This is a genomic window from Shewanella livingstonensis (genome assembly GCF_003855395.1).
Taxonomy (GTDB): domain Bacteria; phylum Pseudomonadota; class Gammaproteobacteria; order Enterobacterales; family Shewanellaceae; genus Shewanella; species Shewanella livingstonensis.
In genome coordinates, this window is record NZ_CP034015.1 from 1687578 (window position 1) to 1706774 (window position 19197).

Genomic DNA, 19197 nt, shown 5'->3' on the forward strand with positions numbered 1-19197 from the left:
TATTCTGTAATACGGCAAAATATCAATGGTGGGTTGAACGGGTATGCAGCAAAAAATTGTTGGTTATCATGTAGACGAGGAGCAACATTGGGTTGCGGAATTAGCTTGTGGCCATTTTCAACATGTGCGTCATAATCCTCCTTGGACCGTTCGCCCTTGGGTAATAACGGTTGAAGGTCGGCAGCAACAACTGGGGACGATCTTGATCTGCAAAAAATGCGATGTTGCTGCACCGAGAGATATTATTGATTAAAAGTTCAGCTGATTAAATTATAGTTGATTATCTTAAGAGCTTATGTCTGCAGAGGTACGACAGAACCATAAGTACCCAATGATATAAATACATATTATGCTGTCCATCGTCATTGATAACCAAAACCCATCAATAAAGGGTTGATTGGCATTGCTGAGAACAAGGCTGATAAAAAATAGTTTTTCAATTAGCGCAATACAAAACAACGGTTTTACCCAAGTTGAACGGACCATAGCAATAAAAAAACTACATCCCACCATTAATACCATTAATCCCCAATGCTGAATAAATATCGAATCACTGGAGTGATAGGCTAACTGGTTAAGATTTTCGACAGCCCATTGTGGGAATAAGGTATAAAGTCCGCCCAATGAAGTGCCAAAACCTGCAAGGAATAACGCTAGTTGTCGAGTCTTGTGCAGAAAATGAGTCATCTGTGAGTCCGTTCATTGTTATTTTATCATTATAATGTCATGTTTTAGATTATTTTTCGATTATTGTCATTCATAAGTGATTGTTAAGAATTCGGCGTGATAATAGCCCCATCACTGCAATCCTATCGAGGTTTTTATGCAAACACAGACAACTTATCCGCTGCTCCATCGTCTTATTCATTGGGGACTAGCATTGACCATGATGGTGATGTTATTAACGATATTATTAAGGCTTGGTTGGATGGAGAAAAACCATATGGCTGCCATTATTCATCAAGGCCTAACAAAAATAGATGTGATGATTACTGACCAGCAATCGGTGAGCATTGCTAAAAGCATCCGTGGCGTGATGTTCCAATGGCATATTTATTTTGGTTATGCCGTCGGGGTATTTGTGTTGGCTCGTTTTATCTATATGGCTAAATTTGGTTTGCATTACCTATCACCTTTTTCACGCCAAGCTACCACAAAGCAAAAGTTTCAGGCATGGGTGTATTGGGTCTTTTATGCTGGCGTAGCATTATCGGTCATAACCGGGTTGCTACTTAAGTTTGGTCCTGAAGCAATAGAGGAACAGGCTGAAACAATCCATAAGCTGGCATTGTGGTATTTCATCCCTTTCATTAGCTTACATCTAGCAGGGATTTTAGTGGCAGAGTCTGGTCATGATAAAGGCTTAGTGTCGAAAATGATTGGTGGCTAGCCTGTACGGTTTATTGAACTGGGCGATATTTACCCTATTCAGCTATTTAACTTGCTTGGTTTCATTGCTTAAGTAAACCTTAAGATTGGTGACTTATTTTGTCTGCTATCAAGTCTGTAGGCAAAAATATGATGTCAAAAAAGTTATTTTCACGCTTAAGTAAGTTAAACATTGCCGTACTAAGTTTGGCGTTAGGGCTTGGGCTAAGTATAACGGCTCAAGCCGCACCGTCATTAGATAATAAGGTGATGGATCTGCAAGGCCAGTCGGTTAGTTTACAACAATTTGCCGGTAAGGTTGTTTATGTTGATTTTTGGGCTTCATGGTGTGGTCCATGTCGTAAATCGTTTCCTTGGATGAATGCCATGCAAGCGAAATATCAACAGCAAGGTTTAGAGGTTGTAGCGATTAACCTTGATGTTGACACCGCATTAGCTCGTGAGTTTTTGAGTAAGCTGCCGGGACAATTTAATCTTCGTTTTGACCCCGAGGGTGATATTGCGCGAGCCTTTGAGTTACAAGGTATGCCAAGTAGCTTTTTGTTTAATCGCAAAGGTGAACTAGTACAAACTCACATGGGATTTTTTACCGAAAACATCCCCGCCTACGAACAAGAAATCCAAATACTGTTACAGGAATAAACTCATGACTAAAGCGTTTTATAAACCCTTAGCGAAGGCGGCTGTGGCGTTAGCCATTGTCAATATTTTGGCTGGCTGCTCAAGTCTGGGTGTGCAACCCTGGGAAAAAGATCAACTTGCTCGTGCAGATATGGCATTAAACAGTGAGAAACTTGATCTGGCGTTAGATGATCATATTTATTTCAGTAAAGAAGGTACCAGTGGCGGTCGTTCATTAGCGGGTGGAGGTTGTGGATGCAACTAACATCGAAGCAAAGTATTGCCAGTGCATTGGCATTAGCAAGCTGCAGTCTATTGAGCCAACAGGTTAGTGCTGTTGAAATGACACCTACTAATGATGATTGGAAAGTTGATGCTGCCATTATGTATTATGGCGAACAAGACAGAGTTCAAGCTGCTGAAGTCATCGGTAATGTGCAAAAAGCCTTTGGCGACAGTTCATTATTGGACCTGAAAATTGTGGTCGACAGTTTGACTGGTGCATCGGCATCTGGTGCTGTTGCACAAGATGAAAGCCAAACGTTTACTCGTCCTTCTGGTGATGGTCAATATACTGTTGACGTAGGCGAAACGCCGCTCGACGATACGTTTCATGATACTCGAGTACAGTTAAGCGCTAATTGGCAAGAAGTACTTAATCAAGATTGGACCGGCAATGTCGGGGTATATGGCTCTAAAGAGTTCGATTATCTATCGATGGGTATTAATGCTGGCCTTGAACGTAGCTTTAATAAAAACAACACGACCTTGGCGTTATCGGGTGCTTTTAGCAACGATGTGGTTGACCCTGTTGGCGGTCGTCCAGTCGCCATGTCACAAATGGTCTTTCGTGGCAATTATGCCACAGATACCGATTATCAAGCTGCGTTCGATCAAACTCGTTTAGACGGTGATGATACGAAACAAACCAGTGATATTATGTTTGGTGTGACGCAGATTATTAATCGCAATTGGCTTATGCAAGCTAACTACGGTTTATCAAGTGTGTCTGGTTACATGACTGACCCGTATAAAATTCTCAGTGAAGTCGATGTTAACGGTCAAACACAAGCTTACCGCTATGAAAATCGTCCAGATTCACGTTTGAAGCATAGTGTGTTTTTACTCACTAAAGGTGCTTTGGATTCAGGTGTAGTCGATTTCTCGTATCGTTACAGCACTGACGATTGGGATATACAATCGCATACTTTGGAAACTCATTATCGCTATTATTTTAGTCCAAGCATGTACGGACAATTGCATTTGCGTTATTACCAGCAGCAGGCGGCCGAGTTTTATCAACCATTCTTAATGAGTGGTGATGCAATACCTGAGTTTGCCAGTGCTGATTACCGTATTGGTGATATGACGGCTTATACCATAGGGCTTAAGTTTGGTCAGCGTTTATCAGGTGGCCATGAATTGAGTTATCGTATTGAGTATTACCAGCAAAATCCTGAAAATAACGGTACAGAGTTACCTGGTCAGTTACAAAACTACGATTTATTCCCTGCGGTAAAAGCGATAGTAGCTCAAGTGAGTTATTCGTTTTAAGATGAATATATTATTCGATATACAATCATCTTTAAGCAGAGTTATTTAACGTGTATAAACGGCTAACGACAGCATCAAAAGCCCCAAAAGTGATGAGCTTACGCACTCGTTCTTGGGGTTTTTTGGGTTCATTTAACGCCATGGCAAGCCCATGTGAGTTGTTAATGGCGGTAGATGACGAGCACATAGCTAGGCAAATGCTCAATATTGCTTATGATGAAGCAAAGCGTATAGAGCATAAATTTAGTCGTTTTATTGAAGGTAACGTACTGTGGCAGTTAAATCATGCCCAAGGAGAAATAATACCGATTGATGCCGAAACGCTGCATTTACTTACCTTTGCTGAGCAATGTTTTCAATTAAGTGAGGCTGCGTTTGATATTAGTGCCTGCCCATTAATGGCATTATGGCGCTTCGATGGCAGCCATAATGTGCCCGCTCAATCTAATATCGATAACGCTCTGCGTCATGTTGGTTTTGCTTCTATTGAATTAACTGGCAACAGCATTTATATGCCAGCAGGCATGAGTGTCGATTTTGGTGGTATTGGTAAAGAGTATGCAGTTGATCGCACTGCGAAAATATTGGCGCAACGTTGGCCAAATCAATCGGTACTTGTTAATTTTGGGGGCGATATTGCTTGTCCAATCATCAAAACTGATGGCTGGCAGGTGGGCATTGAAAACCCGCACAAGCTCGATAATGCTGCGGCCCTGTTAACCATTCGCCAAGGTGCATTAGCTACCAGTGGTAATACTCGGCGTTATATTGAAGTAAACGGTAAGCGTTATGGGCATATTATTAACCCTAAAACAGGTTATCCCATAGAGCATGCGCCATTGTCTGTCACTGTATTGGCGCCAAATTGTGTGATGGCAGGCATGTTAGCCACTATGTCGATGCTCAAAGGAGCGGTTGCGGAAGATTTTTTACAACAACAAGGTGTCGATTTTAAGGTGTTTCGTTAATGATTAAGGATAATGAATGCGGGTATTATTAGTAGAAGATAATAAGCTGTTAGCCCAAGGTATCGTGATGAGCTTGGCCAAAGAAGGCATTCAGGTTGACCATTTAGCATCTTATAATCAAGCACAAATCGCCTTAGAAAATGAAGATTTTAGTGCCATTATTCTCGATTTGGGTTTGCCCGACGGTAATGGTGCTGACTTATTAAAGCAGTGGCGTAAAAATGGTATCTCATTACCTATTATCGTGTTGACTGCAAACGCTGATTTTGACATGCGCTTAATGTGTTTGGATATTGGCGCTGATGATTATTTAAGTAAACCTTTTGATGTAAGAGAGTTAATTGCTAGACTCAAAGCGATCATTCGTCGCCAACATGGCCTAGATAACAACCAATTTAGTTACGGTGCACTCGACATCGATTTTGCGCGCTGCGAGGTTCATTTTCGTGGTGAGTTAGTATTGTTATCCCGACGTGAATATCAATTATTGCTGGAATTTGCTCAATCTGCAGGACGAGTATTAACCCGTAATCAACTCGAGCAGTTAACTTATGGTTGGGATGAAGTGGGCAGCAATTCGATTGAAGTGCATATCCATCATTTACGAAAAAAAACCGCTAGCGAAATAATCAAAACTGTACGTGGTATCGGTTATATTTTAACTGAAACGGTATAATTCCATTGGTACCAGGCAACTTGAGTTAAGTGCAGGCTAGGTCATTCAAATCAGAATATTTAACCTATTCTATCTCACCCGTTTGATAACCGATTATTACTCTTGCAGGTTAGTTAAATTAGCCCGCCAAACACACCGTAAATCCAACACCCTACAAATCGCGACCCGCTCAGTATCAGATTGATGATACTTAATAAAATAAGGATATTATGTTTTCATTACGGTTATTATTAAGTTTACTGATGCTGGTGGGGATTGTTCTTACGGTGACGTTTTCGAGTATATTAAGCACTCGTGATGCCATGCATGAAGTTGAAGAGTTGTTTGATGCACAAATGGTTCAAACCGCCAAAATGCTTGAACAATTTTATGTGGAACAGCTGACCGAAGAGCAACTAGTACAATTGGCCCAGCGTCCTATCTTGTTTCATGTTTCAGATTCAAAAATCGAAACCTTTGCCGATCAAGCTAATCCCATCACCTTATCTTATGAGCACAAGTTATCATTTCAATTACTGTCCAGTGCTGGGCAATTACTGGCATACTCCGACAGCTCCGGCGAACAGCTATTAACCAATTTCACTCAAGGGTATGATACTCGAAGCATCGGTAATGAGTTATGGCATGTGTACAGTTTTTTCTCGTTGTCGCATCAGGTGTGGATTGTTACCGCACAGCGTGATGACGTTAGGCAAGAGTTAGTGTCGTTAATTATTAGTAATACTTGGCGATCGCCATTAATCATTGCTCCCATCATGATGTTTTTTATGTTGCTATTGACCTACTACTTATTCAAACCAGTGAAATTACTCGAGCGCCATTTAAATAAGCGTCCCGCCCAAGATCTAACCCCAATAAATTTCACTTTGCCAACTGAATTAGCGTCAATCCAAAAAGCCCTTAACAGTTATTTGCTGCGCATTGCCGATACCATCATCCGTGAGCGCCGCTTTAGTGCCGATGCCGCGCACGAGCTTAAAACTCCGTTAGCGATTATTAAGCTGCACAGTGACGGCTTGAATGATTTATTGTCGAGCCAGGCGCCAGAGATTCAGCTTGCTACCTTAGCGTACATAGAGGCGATAGGTGAGGGAGTCAATCGGATTAATCATACCGTAGAGCAATTGTTACTGTTGTCGCGTGTTGATGCTATTGAGGCGCTAAATCAAACCGATTGTAAATTAGTTAATATTATTGAGAACGTAATAAATCAGCTTTTGCACGTGATTGCCGATTACGAATGGCATATCGATATTCCAGCTGAAATGACCATCAATGCCGATCCGTTTTACCTCGAATTAGTACTGAAAAACATTATCGAGAATGCCTGTAAATATAGCCCGGTTGAATCATTAATTACCATTGAGGCTTCACAGGATAATAATCAGGCGATGATTTGTGTTATGGATCAAGGACGCGGTATGTCCGATGAGGAAATAGGCTTAGCCAAGAATCGATTTTATCGTGTAGATGAAAATGCATCCCAAGGGGCGGGTTTAGGCTTATCTATTTGTCAGCATATTATCAGTTTGCATCACGGTGAGCTGACCTTTAGTCAGGTAGAACCTCATGGGCTTAATGTGCGTATTGTATTACCTCAAACTCAGGTTTAATTAGGCTCTTTTTCTGTTGTCATGATGTCTAATCGATAAAAACAACATGCCAGACTCATTATGTTCATGTTGTTTTTATCGAGCCGTTAACCGCCTACTGCCTTTCTCTTGAGGGCTTAATCTCTCTTGATTGGCTTGCATGGCGTGATGAATTATCACGTTGCTGACTCACAGATCGTGAAGATTGTTGAGGCGCTGATCGAGTTGTTTCACGAACTTGTTGTTTCTGTGGCTCACTTCTTCTAGTTTGCTTTACCTGCTGTTGTTGATTATGCATTGAGTTAACTTGCGGTTGGCGTGCTTTATCAACTCGGGTATTACCTTGAGCTTGTTGTAACTGCTGATTACGTGGCTTACTGCTCACATTTGTTACCGGCTTTGCCTCATATTTAGGCCCCGTTTGCGCCACGTCGCGTTGACGACTGTAGTTTGACTTCGTTGGCTCGCCTTTACGGTCAAACGACTTTACTTGTGTCGCAGGTTGACGTTGCTGACTTAGCTCGCGTTTTAGCTGGTTACTTCTGTGTTCAACTGGCTCATTACGGTTTACGTTTCTAACGGCTGATTTCTCGCGGTGTTTATCTTGGTTACTATGCTTAACCTGATTACTGTAATTTACCTGTTTACGTTGATCGTTTACTTTGCTTGAGTTATGACGAGGCTCATTAGCTAACTGACGTTTAGGCTCACGAGAATAACTTACCTGTGGGTTACGTTTTTCATAATGGCCATTATAACGCTTACTGATCACTCGGCTGTGATAAGCCACGCCTTTACGATGCTTAGGCTTATGTTGCCAATGCTGTGCTCCATGGCTATAACTAATTTTTCGTGGTGTGTAGTAACGGTAATTTTGATGTACTGGCACCGCAATTACGCGGCGGTCATGCCAATGAAAACCACTAAAAAAGAAGTTGAAACTAATCCGCACTCCGCTGTCCCAATAAATGGCACTGTGGTTAGGGCGGTAATGCACATAAGCTGGCGCATTCCAATAAACCGGTGGGTAACGATTCCAGCGCCAGTCTCCGTAAACAATGCGGCTGTCGTAATAAGGTACATAGACAATTTCTGGACGAACCGATTCAATAATAATTCGACGCTCAACCCTTGATACTTTTACTTGCTCAAGGTCGGCCAGGTTATTGGCTGCATCGGCTTGTTGTCGGAGGGCCTGAATCGTATCTAGCATGCGGCCTTCATCTTGTAAAAAGGCATCACCTACACTTTGTGTCCAGGCTAAATCATTATTTAAACGTTCGAGTACGTTAGGGAAGGCAACCAAAGCTTTAACGCTTGGGTCCCAGTCTTGTGACTCTATCTCGGTCATGATTTGGTTGGTGCTACGATTACCTTGATTTGATAACCAACGCTTAGCTTGTACTATTTCTAACGGATAGGTAGATGCAATTAATATATGAGTTAATAAACTGTCTGGATATAGCGCAATCGGCGCGAGCATCTGTGCTAACTCAGCATCACTGACCACTTCATCTTCGGCGGTATAAGTGTACGTATTAGCTGGCTGCGCCGCTTGTACACTTGTTAATGGTGTACAGACCAACGCTAAGGCAAGTAGCGCCTGAGCGGGTGCTAGAATGGCTTTTTTCATGTTATCTCCAGTGTCATTGATGACTGTTAGCTTGATGATAACGAGTCGAAGATGAACATAAGCTGAAGGCTACACGAGAGATGTAGCCGTTTATCGTGAAGTTGAGTTAACAACGAGCTATCTATTGATTAAACGTTAGCGATTAATGAGTAAATTCAAACTCAAATTTGGCGCCGCCCAATGATGTTGATTGGCCAACGGTAAGCTTACCGTGATAGCTATCGACGAGGTCACGCACAATCGCTAAACCAATACCATGACCTTGCTCATAAGTATCAGCGCGCATGCCGCGTTCGAAAATTTGCTGTTGTTTGTCTTTCGGAACACCTGCGCCGTTATCTTCTACAGCAATACGTAGGCTGTCGGGCCCTTGTATAACGGTTAGCCTTACCTGGGTACTTGCGGCTTTACAGGCGTTGTCTAACACATTACCGAGCATTTCTGTTAAATCGGCTTCATCACCTTTAAAGCGTGCATTGTGGTCGCCTTGATAATCAATATTAAGTTGTTGCTGTTGGTAAATTTTACCCAGAGTGCGCACTAAGCGTACGGCGATATCGTCGACACCAATTCCTAAGTGCCAAGCACTACCAGCAGCACTTTGTGCTCGTCTAAGTTGATAGGCAATAATCTGGTTTATGCGATTAATTTGTTCCATCGAGGCGTCGCTTAAATCCGCTTGTGTTTGCATTACCGCCAAAGGCGTTTTTAAGCTGTGGGCTAAATCGGCTAAAGCATTACGGTAGCGTTTACGTTGATTTTGTTCAGTTTGCAATAGGGTATTTAATTGCTTGGCTACTTTTTGCAGTTCAACAGGATAGTGAGTACTTAGCTGCATTGAGGTACCTTGTTCTACGGCGCTGAGTTCTTGGCTTAATTTACCTAAAGGCTTTAGCGTCCACAATAACCAGCTTAGCTGCACGATAACCAATAAGGCCGTTAAGATCAGTAACCAAGTCCATAAGGTATTGGAGAACTTTTGTATTTGTTGTAGGTATTCTTGTTGATTTTTTATGATGTGTAACGTCATGGTAAAAGGTTGTTCACTGGTGGCAAAGCTAACGCTAAAACTAAAGATCAATTGAGGTTTATCATTAATCATTATCGTGTCGAACGTGCTTCTACCGGTAGCGGGTTTAGGTAAGTTAATAGGTGTATTGAGACCGAGAAATGAGTTGGAGGTCCACAGTAACTGGTTATCTTTAGTGGTGATTAAGGCATAAAGGCCCGATCCAATGACATTGAATTGGTTTTCAAGTAAATGAGACGGCATTTGTAATTGGTTATCTTCGACTTCAGCCATGGCCAAAACAGAATACACATAGGCCTTTAACTGGTTTTTTGCAGCAACATTTATTTGAGTTTCAAAGGCCTTGTTAACGGTCATACCGATAATAGGCAATAGCACTAAAATCAGTAGTAATGCACTGACAACAATGCGGACTTTAAGCGAGTTAAGTAGTTTATGCATCTGGTTCTAACTGACGTAATCGATAGCCTTGGCCGCGTAAGGTTTCGATCAATTGATATTGATTGTCTGGGTCGAGTTTTTTACGTAAACGACGAATAAAGACTTCAATAACATTGGAATCTAAATCAAAATCTTGATCGTAAATATGTTCAATTAAGCTGCTTTTTGAATGCACTGAACCGGGATGTAACATCAGGTATTCAAATAGTTTGTATTCAGAACCGCTCAGGTTAATTATTTGCTGGCTTTTTTTAATTTCTAAACTGCGAGTATTAATACTAAAGGGCCCATTTTGGATGACTGGGCTGGCTTTACCTGCCGAACGACGAATTAATGCATTGATACGGGCAACGAGTTCTTCTAACTGAAAGGGTTTACTTAAGTAGTCATCTGCACCAGCATCTAAACCAACCACTTTATCTTGCCAACTGTCTCGAGCAGTTAAAATAATGATCGGATAGCTAATGTCTTGCTCACGTAGCTTACTGATTAATGACAAACCATCAAGCTTAGGTAAGCCCACGTCAATAATCGCCACATCATATTGATATTCTTGAGCTTGAAATAAGCCTTCTTCACCATCGCTGGCGACATCAACAGTATATTGCGCCTCGATAAGATGCTGTTTGATATTAGCTTGCAGGGCTAGATCGTCTTCTACCAGTAATAATCTCATGGGCTAGTTCCTTGACACAGAGCCATTGGTGGCATCGACTGAGACATAAAAAATCACCCCATCATTGGTGAGTAGTTTAATCCGATAACCAGGATGGCCATTGACGTTAGCTGATTGCACTTTTAATACTTTACCTGAATAGCGACTTTGGGCTATTTGTACAGCTTGTTGTGCGCTAGTTACCGTGAGACTACTGTTTTGATTACTATTTTGACGATTATTATTAGGGCCGGGAGAGAGGTTAACAGCGACAGATGAATCCAATGCGGCAGCATAAGACTGTACTGGGCAAGATAGTGACAGTATCACTAATATCAGGCCTAACATTATGGTATTTACGTTGAGCATACGCGGCATATTGTGATCCTTAATAACCTCATTATTGTCAGTGTAAAAGATCCCTTTCTATATAGAAACATCTACTTAACTTAATTGAGTAAATACCCATAAGGTATAATAAGCGCCCGTAAGGTATAGATAAAATAACTATCTGGATGATTTGTGAGTGCAGTATATGTTTTAGCAGATGAACATTAGCTGAATGATATATGCCCAAACCTCTGCAGTTCTCAGTTCTAGGTTCTATAAAATACTATAACAAGAGCCTAGGAGCCTATAAAAGCACCGCGACTCTAGCAGACCGCATATCGAGGCCGTTTGGGAATAAGTTTAAGCTAACTATTCAGTGTATCGGTTTATTTTAAAGGATTATTGGCCGTCACCTTAAAGGTCATGTTCAGCTTATGTTCATTTTGATTAGGCTTTAATGGCATCAATATCAAGACTGTGAGGAATTAACATGAAACATAATACTGCAAAGACAGCCAACGTATCGTCAATCAATAACCAAGTAAAATTGGGAATAAGCTTATGCGTTGCCAGTGCACTGTGGTTAAGCTCGCCAACAGTACAAGCTGCCGAACGGATATCTGAACAAGGTTTAGGCACATACAGCCAAGCAAGAGTGATTAATAGCCAAGTAACCGAATCTGATACAGATAAGCAGGCCAGGATGAATGCCTTACATGAGCAAGTTAAGTTGCCAAGTAATGCGAGCAGTGCAATTCAAAAGGTCACTCGTGAGCAGGTGATGGCTAAAAATAAGAAGGCCGCCGCCACAGTCGCCAACAAACAGCAGCGAGCATTAGCACTGCAAAACCAAGTTGTTTATTACGACTTTTCATTCTACGGCGCTGATTCTCGTTTATTGGAAGATTATGATTACGACGGGTTTTATCAAACATTTAGTGTGACTTTTGATGCCGATATTAATAGTAGTGCGGGCGATATACAGGCCGATGTATTTGCTGAATTATATTTAAGTCAAGACGGTGGTCCATGGGTTCACTATTACTCAACCGACGTATTCACTTTACATGCCGATTCTAGCAACGACGATTACGAAGTCCTCACCACATTGGCTAATGGTTATCAAACCGATCATTACGATGTGTTGATCGATTTATATGAGTTAGGTTATGCCGATCCGGTAGCCACAATCAGCAGCGATGAATCAAATGCATTGTATGCGTTGCCACTTGAAAGTAGCGACCGTGACGCGGTTTATGTGGAAGAAGTTTATATCGAAAATGAGCATTCTGGTGGATCGTTATCTTGGTTAAGTATCAGTTTTCTCGCTGGGTTTATTGGCCTGCGTAGACGGATGATTAATAAAATATAACGTAAGATTTATGCTTATGTACGTTACAATAACCCTTTTTTGAGTGGATTTAATTTGTTGTCGATTTTGTCAGTTTTTACTTATCCATCAGGGATAAGTAGTTAGGAGTGTGTATGTTAGTAAAGTTAAATGCATCATTGTTATGCGGTTCATTAATGGGTTCGGTACTGTTGTTATCAGGTTGCCAATTACCTAATCCTTATACGGGCGAATCAGAAAATGCTAAAGCGACTAATGGTGCAATGATTGGAGCCCTTTCTGGCGCAGCCATCGGCGTGCTCTCGTCAAGCAAAAGCGACCGCGGTAAAGGTGCATTAATTGGTGCCGCATCTGGTGCAGCTGTTGGTGGTGGTATTGGTTATTACATGGATGTGCAAGAAGCTGAATTGCGCAAACAGCTAAAATCAACTGGTGTGAGTGTCACTCGTAATGGTGACACCATTGTACTGAATATGCCTAATGAAGTGACTTTTGCGGTTGATCAAACAGTATTAAGTGGACGTGCTAAATCAGTGTTAGACAGTGTGGTATTAGTGGCTAAAGAATACGATGATACCCGCTTAAATGTAATTGGTTATACCGACAGTTCAGGTTCAGATTCTTACAATTTACGTTTGTCACAAGTTCGAGCTAGCGAAGTGGCTCAGTATCTTACCAGTAAAAAAGTCAGTGGCGCACGCGTGTCATCCACTGGTATGGGTGAGTCAAGCCCGATTGCAAGTAATTCAACTGAGCAAGGTCGCTCACAAAATCGTCGTGTTGAAATTGTACTCACGCCAATCGGTAAGTAGTCAATAGTCAGCCATAAATCGATAAAGTCTTTTTAATTGATTTATATGATGTAATACAAAAATGGCACTAAGTGAAATAATCACTTAGTGCCATTTTTTATCGCTCAACATAATCCTGGTACTAGGGCCTGTTGATCTTTGCTGGTTGAATTTTGTTCGAGTTAAAAACGTTTTAATCGAGGCGAATGGATTGATGCCTAGTCATCTAAGCAAAATGCATTCAACAAAGAGTAAAACGTTTTTAGCCGAACCCTTCGGGCAGCGTTTGTTGGCCATTTTTACTGTGTTATCGACTTTTTATGTAGAATAACTACACCTCAAAGTCTCTGCCTTGTACAAATGGCCAACAATTCGCTGCAAAAATAACCTTGAAAGATCAACAGGCCCTAAGATACCCTTTGGCACTTTATGCTTAAGTTTGCTCACAGGTTATTATTTCGCGTTAAGGTTATTTCACTATTGAGGCGATATTACCTTGTGCAAATTGAGTGTGGATTTCATCACCCGACTTTATGTTTGCACTATCAAATAATACCTTGCCATCAATATCTTTGGTTATCGAATAGCCACGACTTAAGGTTGCTAGCGGACTCACAGTATCAAGCTGATGTGCTGCGTTAAATAACTTTTGTTCTGACTGAGTTAATTTGTGCTGCATGGCATCCGTTAAACGAGTGTGCAGATAAGATAATCGATTAGTTTCTAGCTTTAGGGTATTAATTGGTGAGCGCTGTTGCAAGCGATTATGCAATTGCTGGTGGCGTAACGTTAAGCGGCTGAGTTTATGCTGTAAGGCATTTTCTAGGCGCATTTGTATTTCGTCAAACCGTTGTTCAAATTGCTGTAGTTTACGTTGTGGTTCATGACGTTGCAGTTGATGGGATAACTGAGTTAATCGACCATATTGCTGCAATTGGTAATGTTTCATACCCTGTTGTAAACGCGATAACAATAATGCTAGTTTTTCTGCTTTATTGCCCTTATCTTTTGACAGTAATTCTGCACCAGCAGATGGCGTCGGTGCGCGCACATCAGCTACGTAGTCGCTGATAGTGGTATCTACTTCATGGCCGACAGCACTGATAATCGGTAAGGCGCTGTTGTAAATAGCATGAGCTAGGTGTTCACTGTTGAAACACCATAAATCTTCTAACGAACCACCGCCACGGGTAAGCAGTAAAACATCAACTTCCATGCGTTGGTTTGCAGTGACAATAGCTTGGCAGATTAGTTGGCTGGCCGCTGCACCTTGAACTTGAGTGGGGTACACCACCACTTCAATAGAGGGATCGCGACGCGCTAACACATGCAGAATATCTCGCAGCGCCGCACCGGTTGCCGAAGTGATAACCCCAATGCGTTGAATGTTGTCTGGAATAGGGCGTTTGGTTTCTAGGGCAAATAAGCCGTCTGCGGCTAGTTTCAGTTTTAGTGTTTCAAACTCTTGTGCCAGCAATCCATCACCGGCGGGTAACATCGACTCAAGCAGTAATTGGTAGTCGCCACGAGGCTCGTACACACTTATTGCCGCTTTAATTAATACTTGCTGGCCATTAACAGGTTTAAAGCGTACCGATTGATTACGGCCTTTAAACATCGCGCAACGAACTTGTGAATGAGCATCTTTTAACGTGAGGTACCAATGCCCTGAGCTGGGAGCCGAAAAATTTGATATTTCACCATTAAGCCAGATTTTGCCAATTTGACCTTCAAGAATATGCCTCACTTCGCTGTTCAATTGCGAAACACTGTAAACATTGTTTTTTGTGGCACTCATGAGAGTTCTCATTCTAACGTTAATAAATATCTATTTTCCATTTACCAACTGCAATATGCAAGGTATAATCTCGCCGCAATATTTCAATCAAAATCCTACCTACTAGGGAGATGTTGCCATGCTACGTTTACTGAAAGATGCACTAACCTTTGATGATGTTTTGTTGGTTCCTGCCCACTCGACCGTACTCCCTAATACCGCTGTTCTTAAAACTCGTTTAACGACTAAAATCGAATTAAATATTCCACTCGTGTCTGCTGCTATGGACACCGTGACTGAATCTCGTCTTGCTATCGCAATGGCGCAAGAAGGTGGTTTAGGATTTATTCATAAAAACATGAGTATTGAGCAACAAGCCGAAGAAGTCCGTAAAGTTAAAAGTTATGAAGCCGGTATTGTTCAAGACCCCGTTACCGTTACCCCATCAACAACCTTAACTGATTTACGTTTATTAACTGAACGTAATGGTTTTGCTGGTTACCCTGTGGTGAATGATGCACACGAACTTGTGGGTATTATTACTGGTCGTGACGTGCGTTTTGTGACTGACTGGAGCAAAACCGTTGCCGACATGATGACCCCAAAAGATCGTTTGGTCACCGTGACAGAAGGGACTAAATTAGATGAAGTGCAAAAATTAATGCATTCTCATCGTATTGAAAAAGTCTTAGTGGTCGACAGTAACTTTAAGCTTAAAGGCTTAGTCACCGTTAAAGATTTCGAAAAAGCTGAGCGCAAACCCAACGCATGTAAAGACGAGTTAGGTCGTTTACGTGTTGGTGCAGCAGTGGGCGCAGGTCCTGGTAATGAAGAGCGTGTTGACGCACTTGTAAAGGCCGGTGTTGACGTATTATTAATCGACTCATCTCATGGTCACTCTGAAGGCGTGTTACAACGTATTCGTGACACGCGCGCTAAATATCCAGACTTACAAATTGTTGGCGGCAACGTAGCAACGGCTTCTGGCGCATTAGCGTTAGTGGAAGCGGGCGTTAACGCGGTTAAAGTCGGTATCGGCCCTGGTTCAATTTGTACGACTCGTATCGTGACCGGTGTTGGCGTGCCACAAATTACCGCAGTATCTGATGCTGCTGAAGCTGTACTTGCGTTAGGCATTCCGGTGATTGCTGATGGCGGTATTCGTTTCTCTGGCGACTTGGCTAAAGCATTAGCTGCTGGCGCATCATGTATTATGGCGGGTTCTATGTTTGCTGGTACTGATGAAGCACCTGGCGAAACTGAACTTTACCAAGGTCGTGCTTATAAATCCTATCGCGGCATGGGTTCACTTGGTGCAATGGGCCAGACTCAAGGTTCATCAGACCGTTACTTCCAAAGTGACAATGCTGCAGACAAATTAGTCCCTGAAGGTATTGAAGGTCGCGTACCGTACAAAGGTAAGTTGAAAGAAATTATTCACCAACATATGGGCGGCTTACGTTCATGCATGGGGTTAACAGGTTGTGCCACTATTAAAGATTTAAATGAAAAAGCACAGTTTGTGAAAGTGACATCTGCAGGTATGGGTGAATCGCATGTTCATGATGTGATTATTACCAAAGAAGCGCCAAACTACCGTTCTGGTTCATAATTTCAATGAGGGCGACAATTGTCGCCCTTCTGTTATTAGCGTTAATTTGCCCGCATTGATTTGATGCGGGTTATTACACTTAATCAATATGTAAAGGTTATCCATGAGTAATATTCACGATCATAAGATTCTAATCCTCGATTTTGGTTCTCAATACACTCAGCTTATTGCGCGTCGTATCCGTGAAATTGGTGTGTATTGTGAGTTATGGGCTTGGGATGTGAGCGAAGCGCAAATTCGTGAGTTTGCGCCAAATGGTATTATTTTAGCGGGCGGCCCTGAAAGTGTGACCGAGGAAAATTCTCCTCGCGCTCCTGAATATGTATTTACAGCTGGTGTACCAGTATTAGGTATTTGTTACGGCATGCAAACCATGTCAGAACAACTCGGTGGCAAAGTGATTAAAGGTGTGGGTGAAGGCGAATTTGGCTATGCCCAAATTGAGCTACAAACTACGTCAGCCTTGTTTAAAAGTATTGAAGATGCAGTTAGTGCCGAGGGCAAACCATTGCTTGACGTGTGGATGAGCCATGGCGATAAAGTGTCTGCTATTCCTGAAGGATTTGTGACCATTGCTAAAACGGCGACCTGTCCATTTGCCGCTATGGCGAATGAAGACAAAGGTTTTTACGGTGTACAGTTTCACCCAGAAGTGACCCATACTCGCCAAGGTCAGCGCATACTAGAGCATTTCGCCTTAGACATTTGTGGTTGTAAAGCCAATTGGAAACCATCATCAATTATTGAAGATGCCATTGAACGTCTTAAAAAACAAATTGGTGATGACGAAGTTATTCTGGGGTTGTCTGGCGGGGTAGATTCATCTGTAGTTGCTATGCTATTGCATCGCGCTATTGGCGACAAACTGACTTGTGTGTTTGTTGATAACGGTTTACTACGATTAAATGAAGCCGAGCAAGTGTTAGAAATGTTTGGTGATCATTTTGGGCTCAAGATTGTTCATGTAGATGCTGAAAATCGTTTCTTAGATGCGATGGCTGGCGAAGCAGAACCTGAAGCAAAGCGGAAGATTATTGGACGGGTTTTTGTTGAAATTTTTGATGAAGAATCAAAGAAATGTGCTAATGCTAAATGGTTAGCGCAAGGTACTATTTATCCTGATGTGATTGAATCAGCAGGCAGTGCAACCGGTAAAGCCCATGTGATTAAGTCGCACCACAATGTTGGCGGTTTACCTGCCGATATGAAGATGGGTTTAGTTGAGCCACTGCGTGAGTTATTTAAAGATGAAGTGCGTAAGATTGGTTTAGAGTTAGGCCTGCCTTACAATATGCTTTATCGTCATCCGTTCCCAGGACCAGGTTTAGGTGTGCGTGTACTGGGCGAGGTGAAAAAAGAATATTGTGATTTACTGCGCAGTGCCGATGCTATTTTTATTGAAGAGCTACATAAAGCCGATTTATATAATAAAGTCAGCCAAGCATTCACGGTATTTTTACCCGTTCGTTCAGTGGGCGTAATGGGTGATGGACGTAAATATGATTGGGTTGTATCGCTTCGCGCGGTAGAAACTATCGACTTTATGACCGCGCATTGGGCACATTTGCCGTATGATTTCTTAGGTCGCGTTTCAAACCGCATCATCAATGAAGTCGATGGTATTTCACGAGTCGTTTATGATATTTCAGGTAAGCCACCAGCAACGATCGAATGGGAGTAATCTCGCGCTAGATAATAGCGGGTATTAACTTGCAATAAGCCATATTTAAGCCCATATTTTATGGGCTTTTTTTGTTTATGTTCCCGAGCTGGAAATCAAAACCTATGTATTCAATCATAAAGCAAAGCATAATAACGACAGCGGTCTCTTTGGTTTTAATCATCCCTGCGATGGCGTCAGCACAAGATATTTCAACGCGTTTTAAACCCACTCTGGCTACTTTTGTTGCGGCGGCTAAATTGGATTGTGCAACGTTGGATAAGGGCATATTAGAGGTCACTGATGGTGGTATTTATTTTACTACTGATTTTAATCAGGACGGTATTACTGATCCCATCATCGATACTCGCGTATTCAGTTGCTCAAGTTCTGCCACCCTGTTTGACGGTGGAACCGGTGGTCATTACATCAATGTATTCGTTTCAAACGATGACAATAGCTATAAACGGTTTGAGTTTCTTGCGCAGGACAGTACGGTTATATCACTTGGTAGCTCGCCTGTGTTGTTGCTCAAGCATCATGGAACCAGCTGTAATTTACTTGCCCCAAGTGCCTGTTTTGCTGCCTATAGTTGGGCTGAGGGCACGTTCAATACCACCAATGCAATCATCCGCCCACAAGAATAAAGATACAGGATAAATGAATGCATCCAGACACCGTCATTAACCCAAATGCTTGGGCGGTAGGTGAAATAATCAATATTGGTCTATTTGCGACACTCTATCTCAGCTGCCTGGTATTGACACTCTGGAAGGCTGTCCGTAACGCTCAGGGCCGTTTTTACTGTATTGCTTGCGCTGCATCAATCATTATTGGCACGCTTATTATGGTCATAGCGCCATTTACCTCTGAGAGCAATGGCGAAATGCCGCCACAAGCAGGGCTGGGTGCATGGATAATGATCCTCGGTCTGTTGGGTAGCGTTGCTGTTTTTATCTGGTGGCGGTTCGTCGAACCTACAACTAATAATAGCAAGTAGATAGCGGGATAAAGGCTTGTTTGATAACCATTAATGATTCAAAATTCAGATTATTATAATTTCGCATGAAATAACCTAGGTTTATAGAGTGACAAATCCCCCAAAGGCAGATGTTTT

Annotated in this window: 20 protein-coding genes; 14 read left to right on the top strand and 6 right to left on the bottom strand. The window is 42.1% G+C overall.

What is annotated here, in order from left to right; genetic code table 11:
• The first annotated feature begins 43 nt into the window (after positions 1-43).
• Positions 44-253, top strand: coding sequence for a DUF3565 domain-containing protein (locus EGC82_RS07330; RefSeq protein ID WP_124730182.1), 210 nt, complete (start codon positions 44-46; stop codon positions 251-253).
• 32 nt (positions 254-285) lie between these two features.
• On the opposite strand, the gene EGC82_RS07335 is transcribed toward EGC82_RS07330, so the two are convergent.
• Positions 286-687: a hypothetical protein gene (locus EGC82_RS07335; RefSeq protein ID WP_124730183.1), complete on the bottom strand. Its 402-nt coding sequence runs from the start codon at positions 685-687 to the stop codon at positions 286-288.
• A 136-nt stretch (positions 688-823) separates the two neighbouring features.
• Between EGC82_RS07335 and EGC82_RS07340 the strand changes: the two genes are divergently transcribed.
• The 7 genes from EGC82_RS07340 to EGC82_RS07370 all read left to right on the top strand — a co-directional run bounded on the left by EGC82_RS07340 (position 824) and on the right by EGC82_RS07370 (position 6821).
• Positions 824-1390: a cytochrome b/b6 domain-containing protein gene (locus EGC82_RS07340; protein ID WP_124730184.1), complete on the top strand. Its 567-nt coding sequence runs from the start codon at positions 824-826 to the stop codon at positions 1388-1390.
• Between the two features lie 131 nt (positions 1391-1521).
• Positions 1522-2031 (top strand): TlpA disulfide reductase family protein, encoded by a 510-nt coding sequence (locus EGC82_RS07345; protein WP_124732583.1) that lies wholly within the window; start codon positions 1522-1524, stop codon positions 2029-2031.
• A 4-nt stretch (positions 2032-2035) separates the two neighbouring features.
• Positions 2036-2275: a DUF4266 domain-containing protein gene (locus EGC82_RS07350; protein WP_124730185.1), complete on the top strand. Its 240-nt coding sequence runs from the start codon at positions 2036-2038 to the stop codon at positions 2273-2275.
• Positions 2266-3564, top strand: coding sequence for a DUF3570 domain-containing protein (locus EGC82_RS07355; protein WP_124730186.1), 1299 nt, complete (start codon positions 2266-2268; stop codon positions 3562-3564). The genes EGC82_RS07350 and EGC82_RS07355 overlap by 10 nt, the downstream gene beginning before the upstream one ends.
• A gap of 92 nt (positions 3565-3656) precedes the next feature.
• On the top strand, positions 3657-4532 hold the full coding sequence (locus EGC82_RS07360) for an FAD:protein FMN transferase (protein ID WP_124732584.1): 876 nt from the start codon (positions 3657-3659) through the stop codon (positions 4530-4532).
• A 16-nt stretch (positions 4533-4548) separates the two neighbouring features.
• On the top strand, positions 4549-5208 hold the full coding sequence (locus EGC82_RS07365; RefSeq protein WP_124730187.1) for a response regulator: 660 nt from the start codon (positions 4549-4551) through the stop codon (positions 5206-5208).
• Positions 5209-5417: 209 nt separating this feature from the next.
• Entirely contained in the window at positions 5418-6821 is a 1404-nt protein-coding gene (locus tag EGC82_RS07370) for an ATP-binding protein (RefSeq protein WP_124730188.1), read from the top strand.
• Positions 6822-6915: 94 nt separating this feature from the next.
• Here the strand turns inward: EGC82_RS07370 and EGC82_RS07375 are convergent, their stop codons facing one another.
• The 4 genes from EGC82_RS07375 to EGC82_RS07390 all read right to left on the bottom strand — a co-directional run bounded on the left by EGC82_RS07375 (position 6916) and on the right by EGC82_RS07390 (position 10937).
• A complete protein-coding gene (locus EGC82_RS07375; protein ID WP_124730189.1) occupies positions 6916-8433 on the bottom strand; it encodes a DUF3300 domain-containing protein in 1518 nt (505 codons plus the stop codon).
• Between the two features lie 142 nt (positions 8434-8575).
• Entirely contained in the window at positions 8576-9904 is a 1329-nt protein-coding gene (locus EGC82_RS07380; protein WP_124730190.1) for an ATP-binding protein, read from the bottom strand.
• A complete protein-coding gene (locus EGC82_RS07385) occupies positions 9897-10580 on the bottom strand; it encodes a response regulator transcription factor (protein ID WP_124730191.1) in 684 nt (227 codons plus the stop codon). The genes EGC82_RS07380 and EGC82_RS07385 overlap by 8 nt, the downstream gene beginning before the upstream one ends.
• A 3-nt stretch (positions 10581-10583) precedes the next feature.
• Positions 10584-10937, bottom strand: a complete 354-nt coding sequence (locus tag EGC82_RS07390; protein ID WP_244212550.1) for a PepSY domain-containing protein — start codon at positions 10935-10937, stop codon at positions 10584-10586.
• A 442-nt stretch (positions 10938-11379) separates the two neighbouring features.
• Here EGC82_RS07390 and EGC82_RS07395 point away from each other — a divergent pair, with 442 nt between their 5' ends.
• Both EGC82_RS07395 and EGC82_RS07400 read left to right on the top strand, forming a co-directional pair.
• A complete protein-coding gene (locus EGC82_RS07395) occupies positions 11380-12261 on the top strand; it encodes a choice-of-anchor H family protein (protein WP_124730192.1) in 882 nt (293 codons plus the stop codon).
• 113 nt (positions 12262-12374) lie between these two features.
• Positions 12375-13052 (top strand): YiaD family glycine zipper/OmpA-like lipoprotein, encoded by a 678-nt coding sequence (locus EGC82_RS07400; RefSeq protein ID WP_124730193.1) that lies wholly within the window; start codon positions 12375-12377, stop codon positions 13050-13052.
• A gap of 448 nt (positions 13053-13500) precedes the next feature.
• On the opposite strand, the gene xseA is transcribed toward EGC82_RS07400, so the two are convergent.
• Positions 13501-14829 (bottom strand): exodeoxyribonuclease VII large subunit, encoded by a 1329-nt coding sequence (gene xseA, locus EGC82_RS07405; protein WP_124730194.1) that lies wholly within the window; start codon positions 14827-14829, stop codon positions 13501-13503.
• 118 nt (positions 14830-14947) lie between these two features.
• Here xseA and guaB point away from each other — a divergent pair, with 118 nt between their 5' ends.
• The 4 genes from guaB (at position 14948) to EGC82_RS07425 (ending at position 19080) form a co-directional block, all read left to right on the top strand.
• Positions 14948-16420, top strand: coding sequence for an IMP dehydrogenase (gene guaB, locus EGC82_RS07410; protein ID WP_124730195.1), 1473 nt, complete (start codon positions 14948-14950; stop codon positions 16418-16420).
• A 103-nt stretch (positions 16421-16523) separates the two neighbouring features.
• A complete protein-coding gene (gene guaA, locus EGC82_RS07415) occupies positions 16524-18101 on the top strand; it encodes a glutamine-hydrolyzing GMP synthase (RefSeq protein WP_124730196.1) in 1578 nt (525 codons plus the stop codon).
• A gap of 104 nt (positions 18102-18205) precedes the next feature.
• On the top strand, positions 18206-18727 hold the full coding sequence (locus tag EGC82_RS07420; RefSeq protein WP_124730197.1) for a hypothetical protein: 522 nt from the start codon (positions 18206-18208) through the stop codon (positions 18725-18727).
• Positions 18728-18744: 17 nt separating this feature from the next.
• Entirely contained in the window at positions 18745-19080 is a 336-nt protein-coding gene (locus EGC82_RS07425; RefSeq protein ID WP_124730198.1) for a hypothetical protein, read from the top strand.
• The last annotated feature ends 117 nt before the right edge of the window (positions 19081-19197 follow it).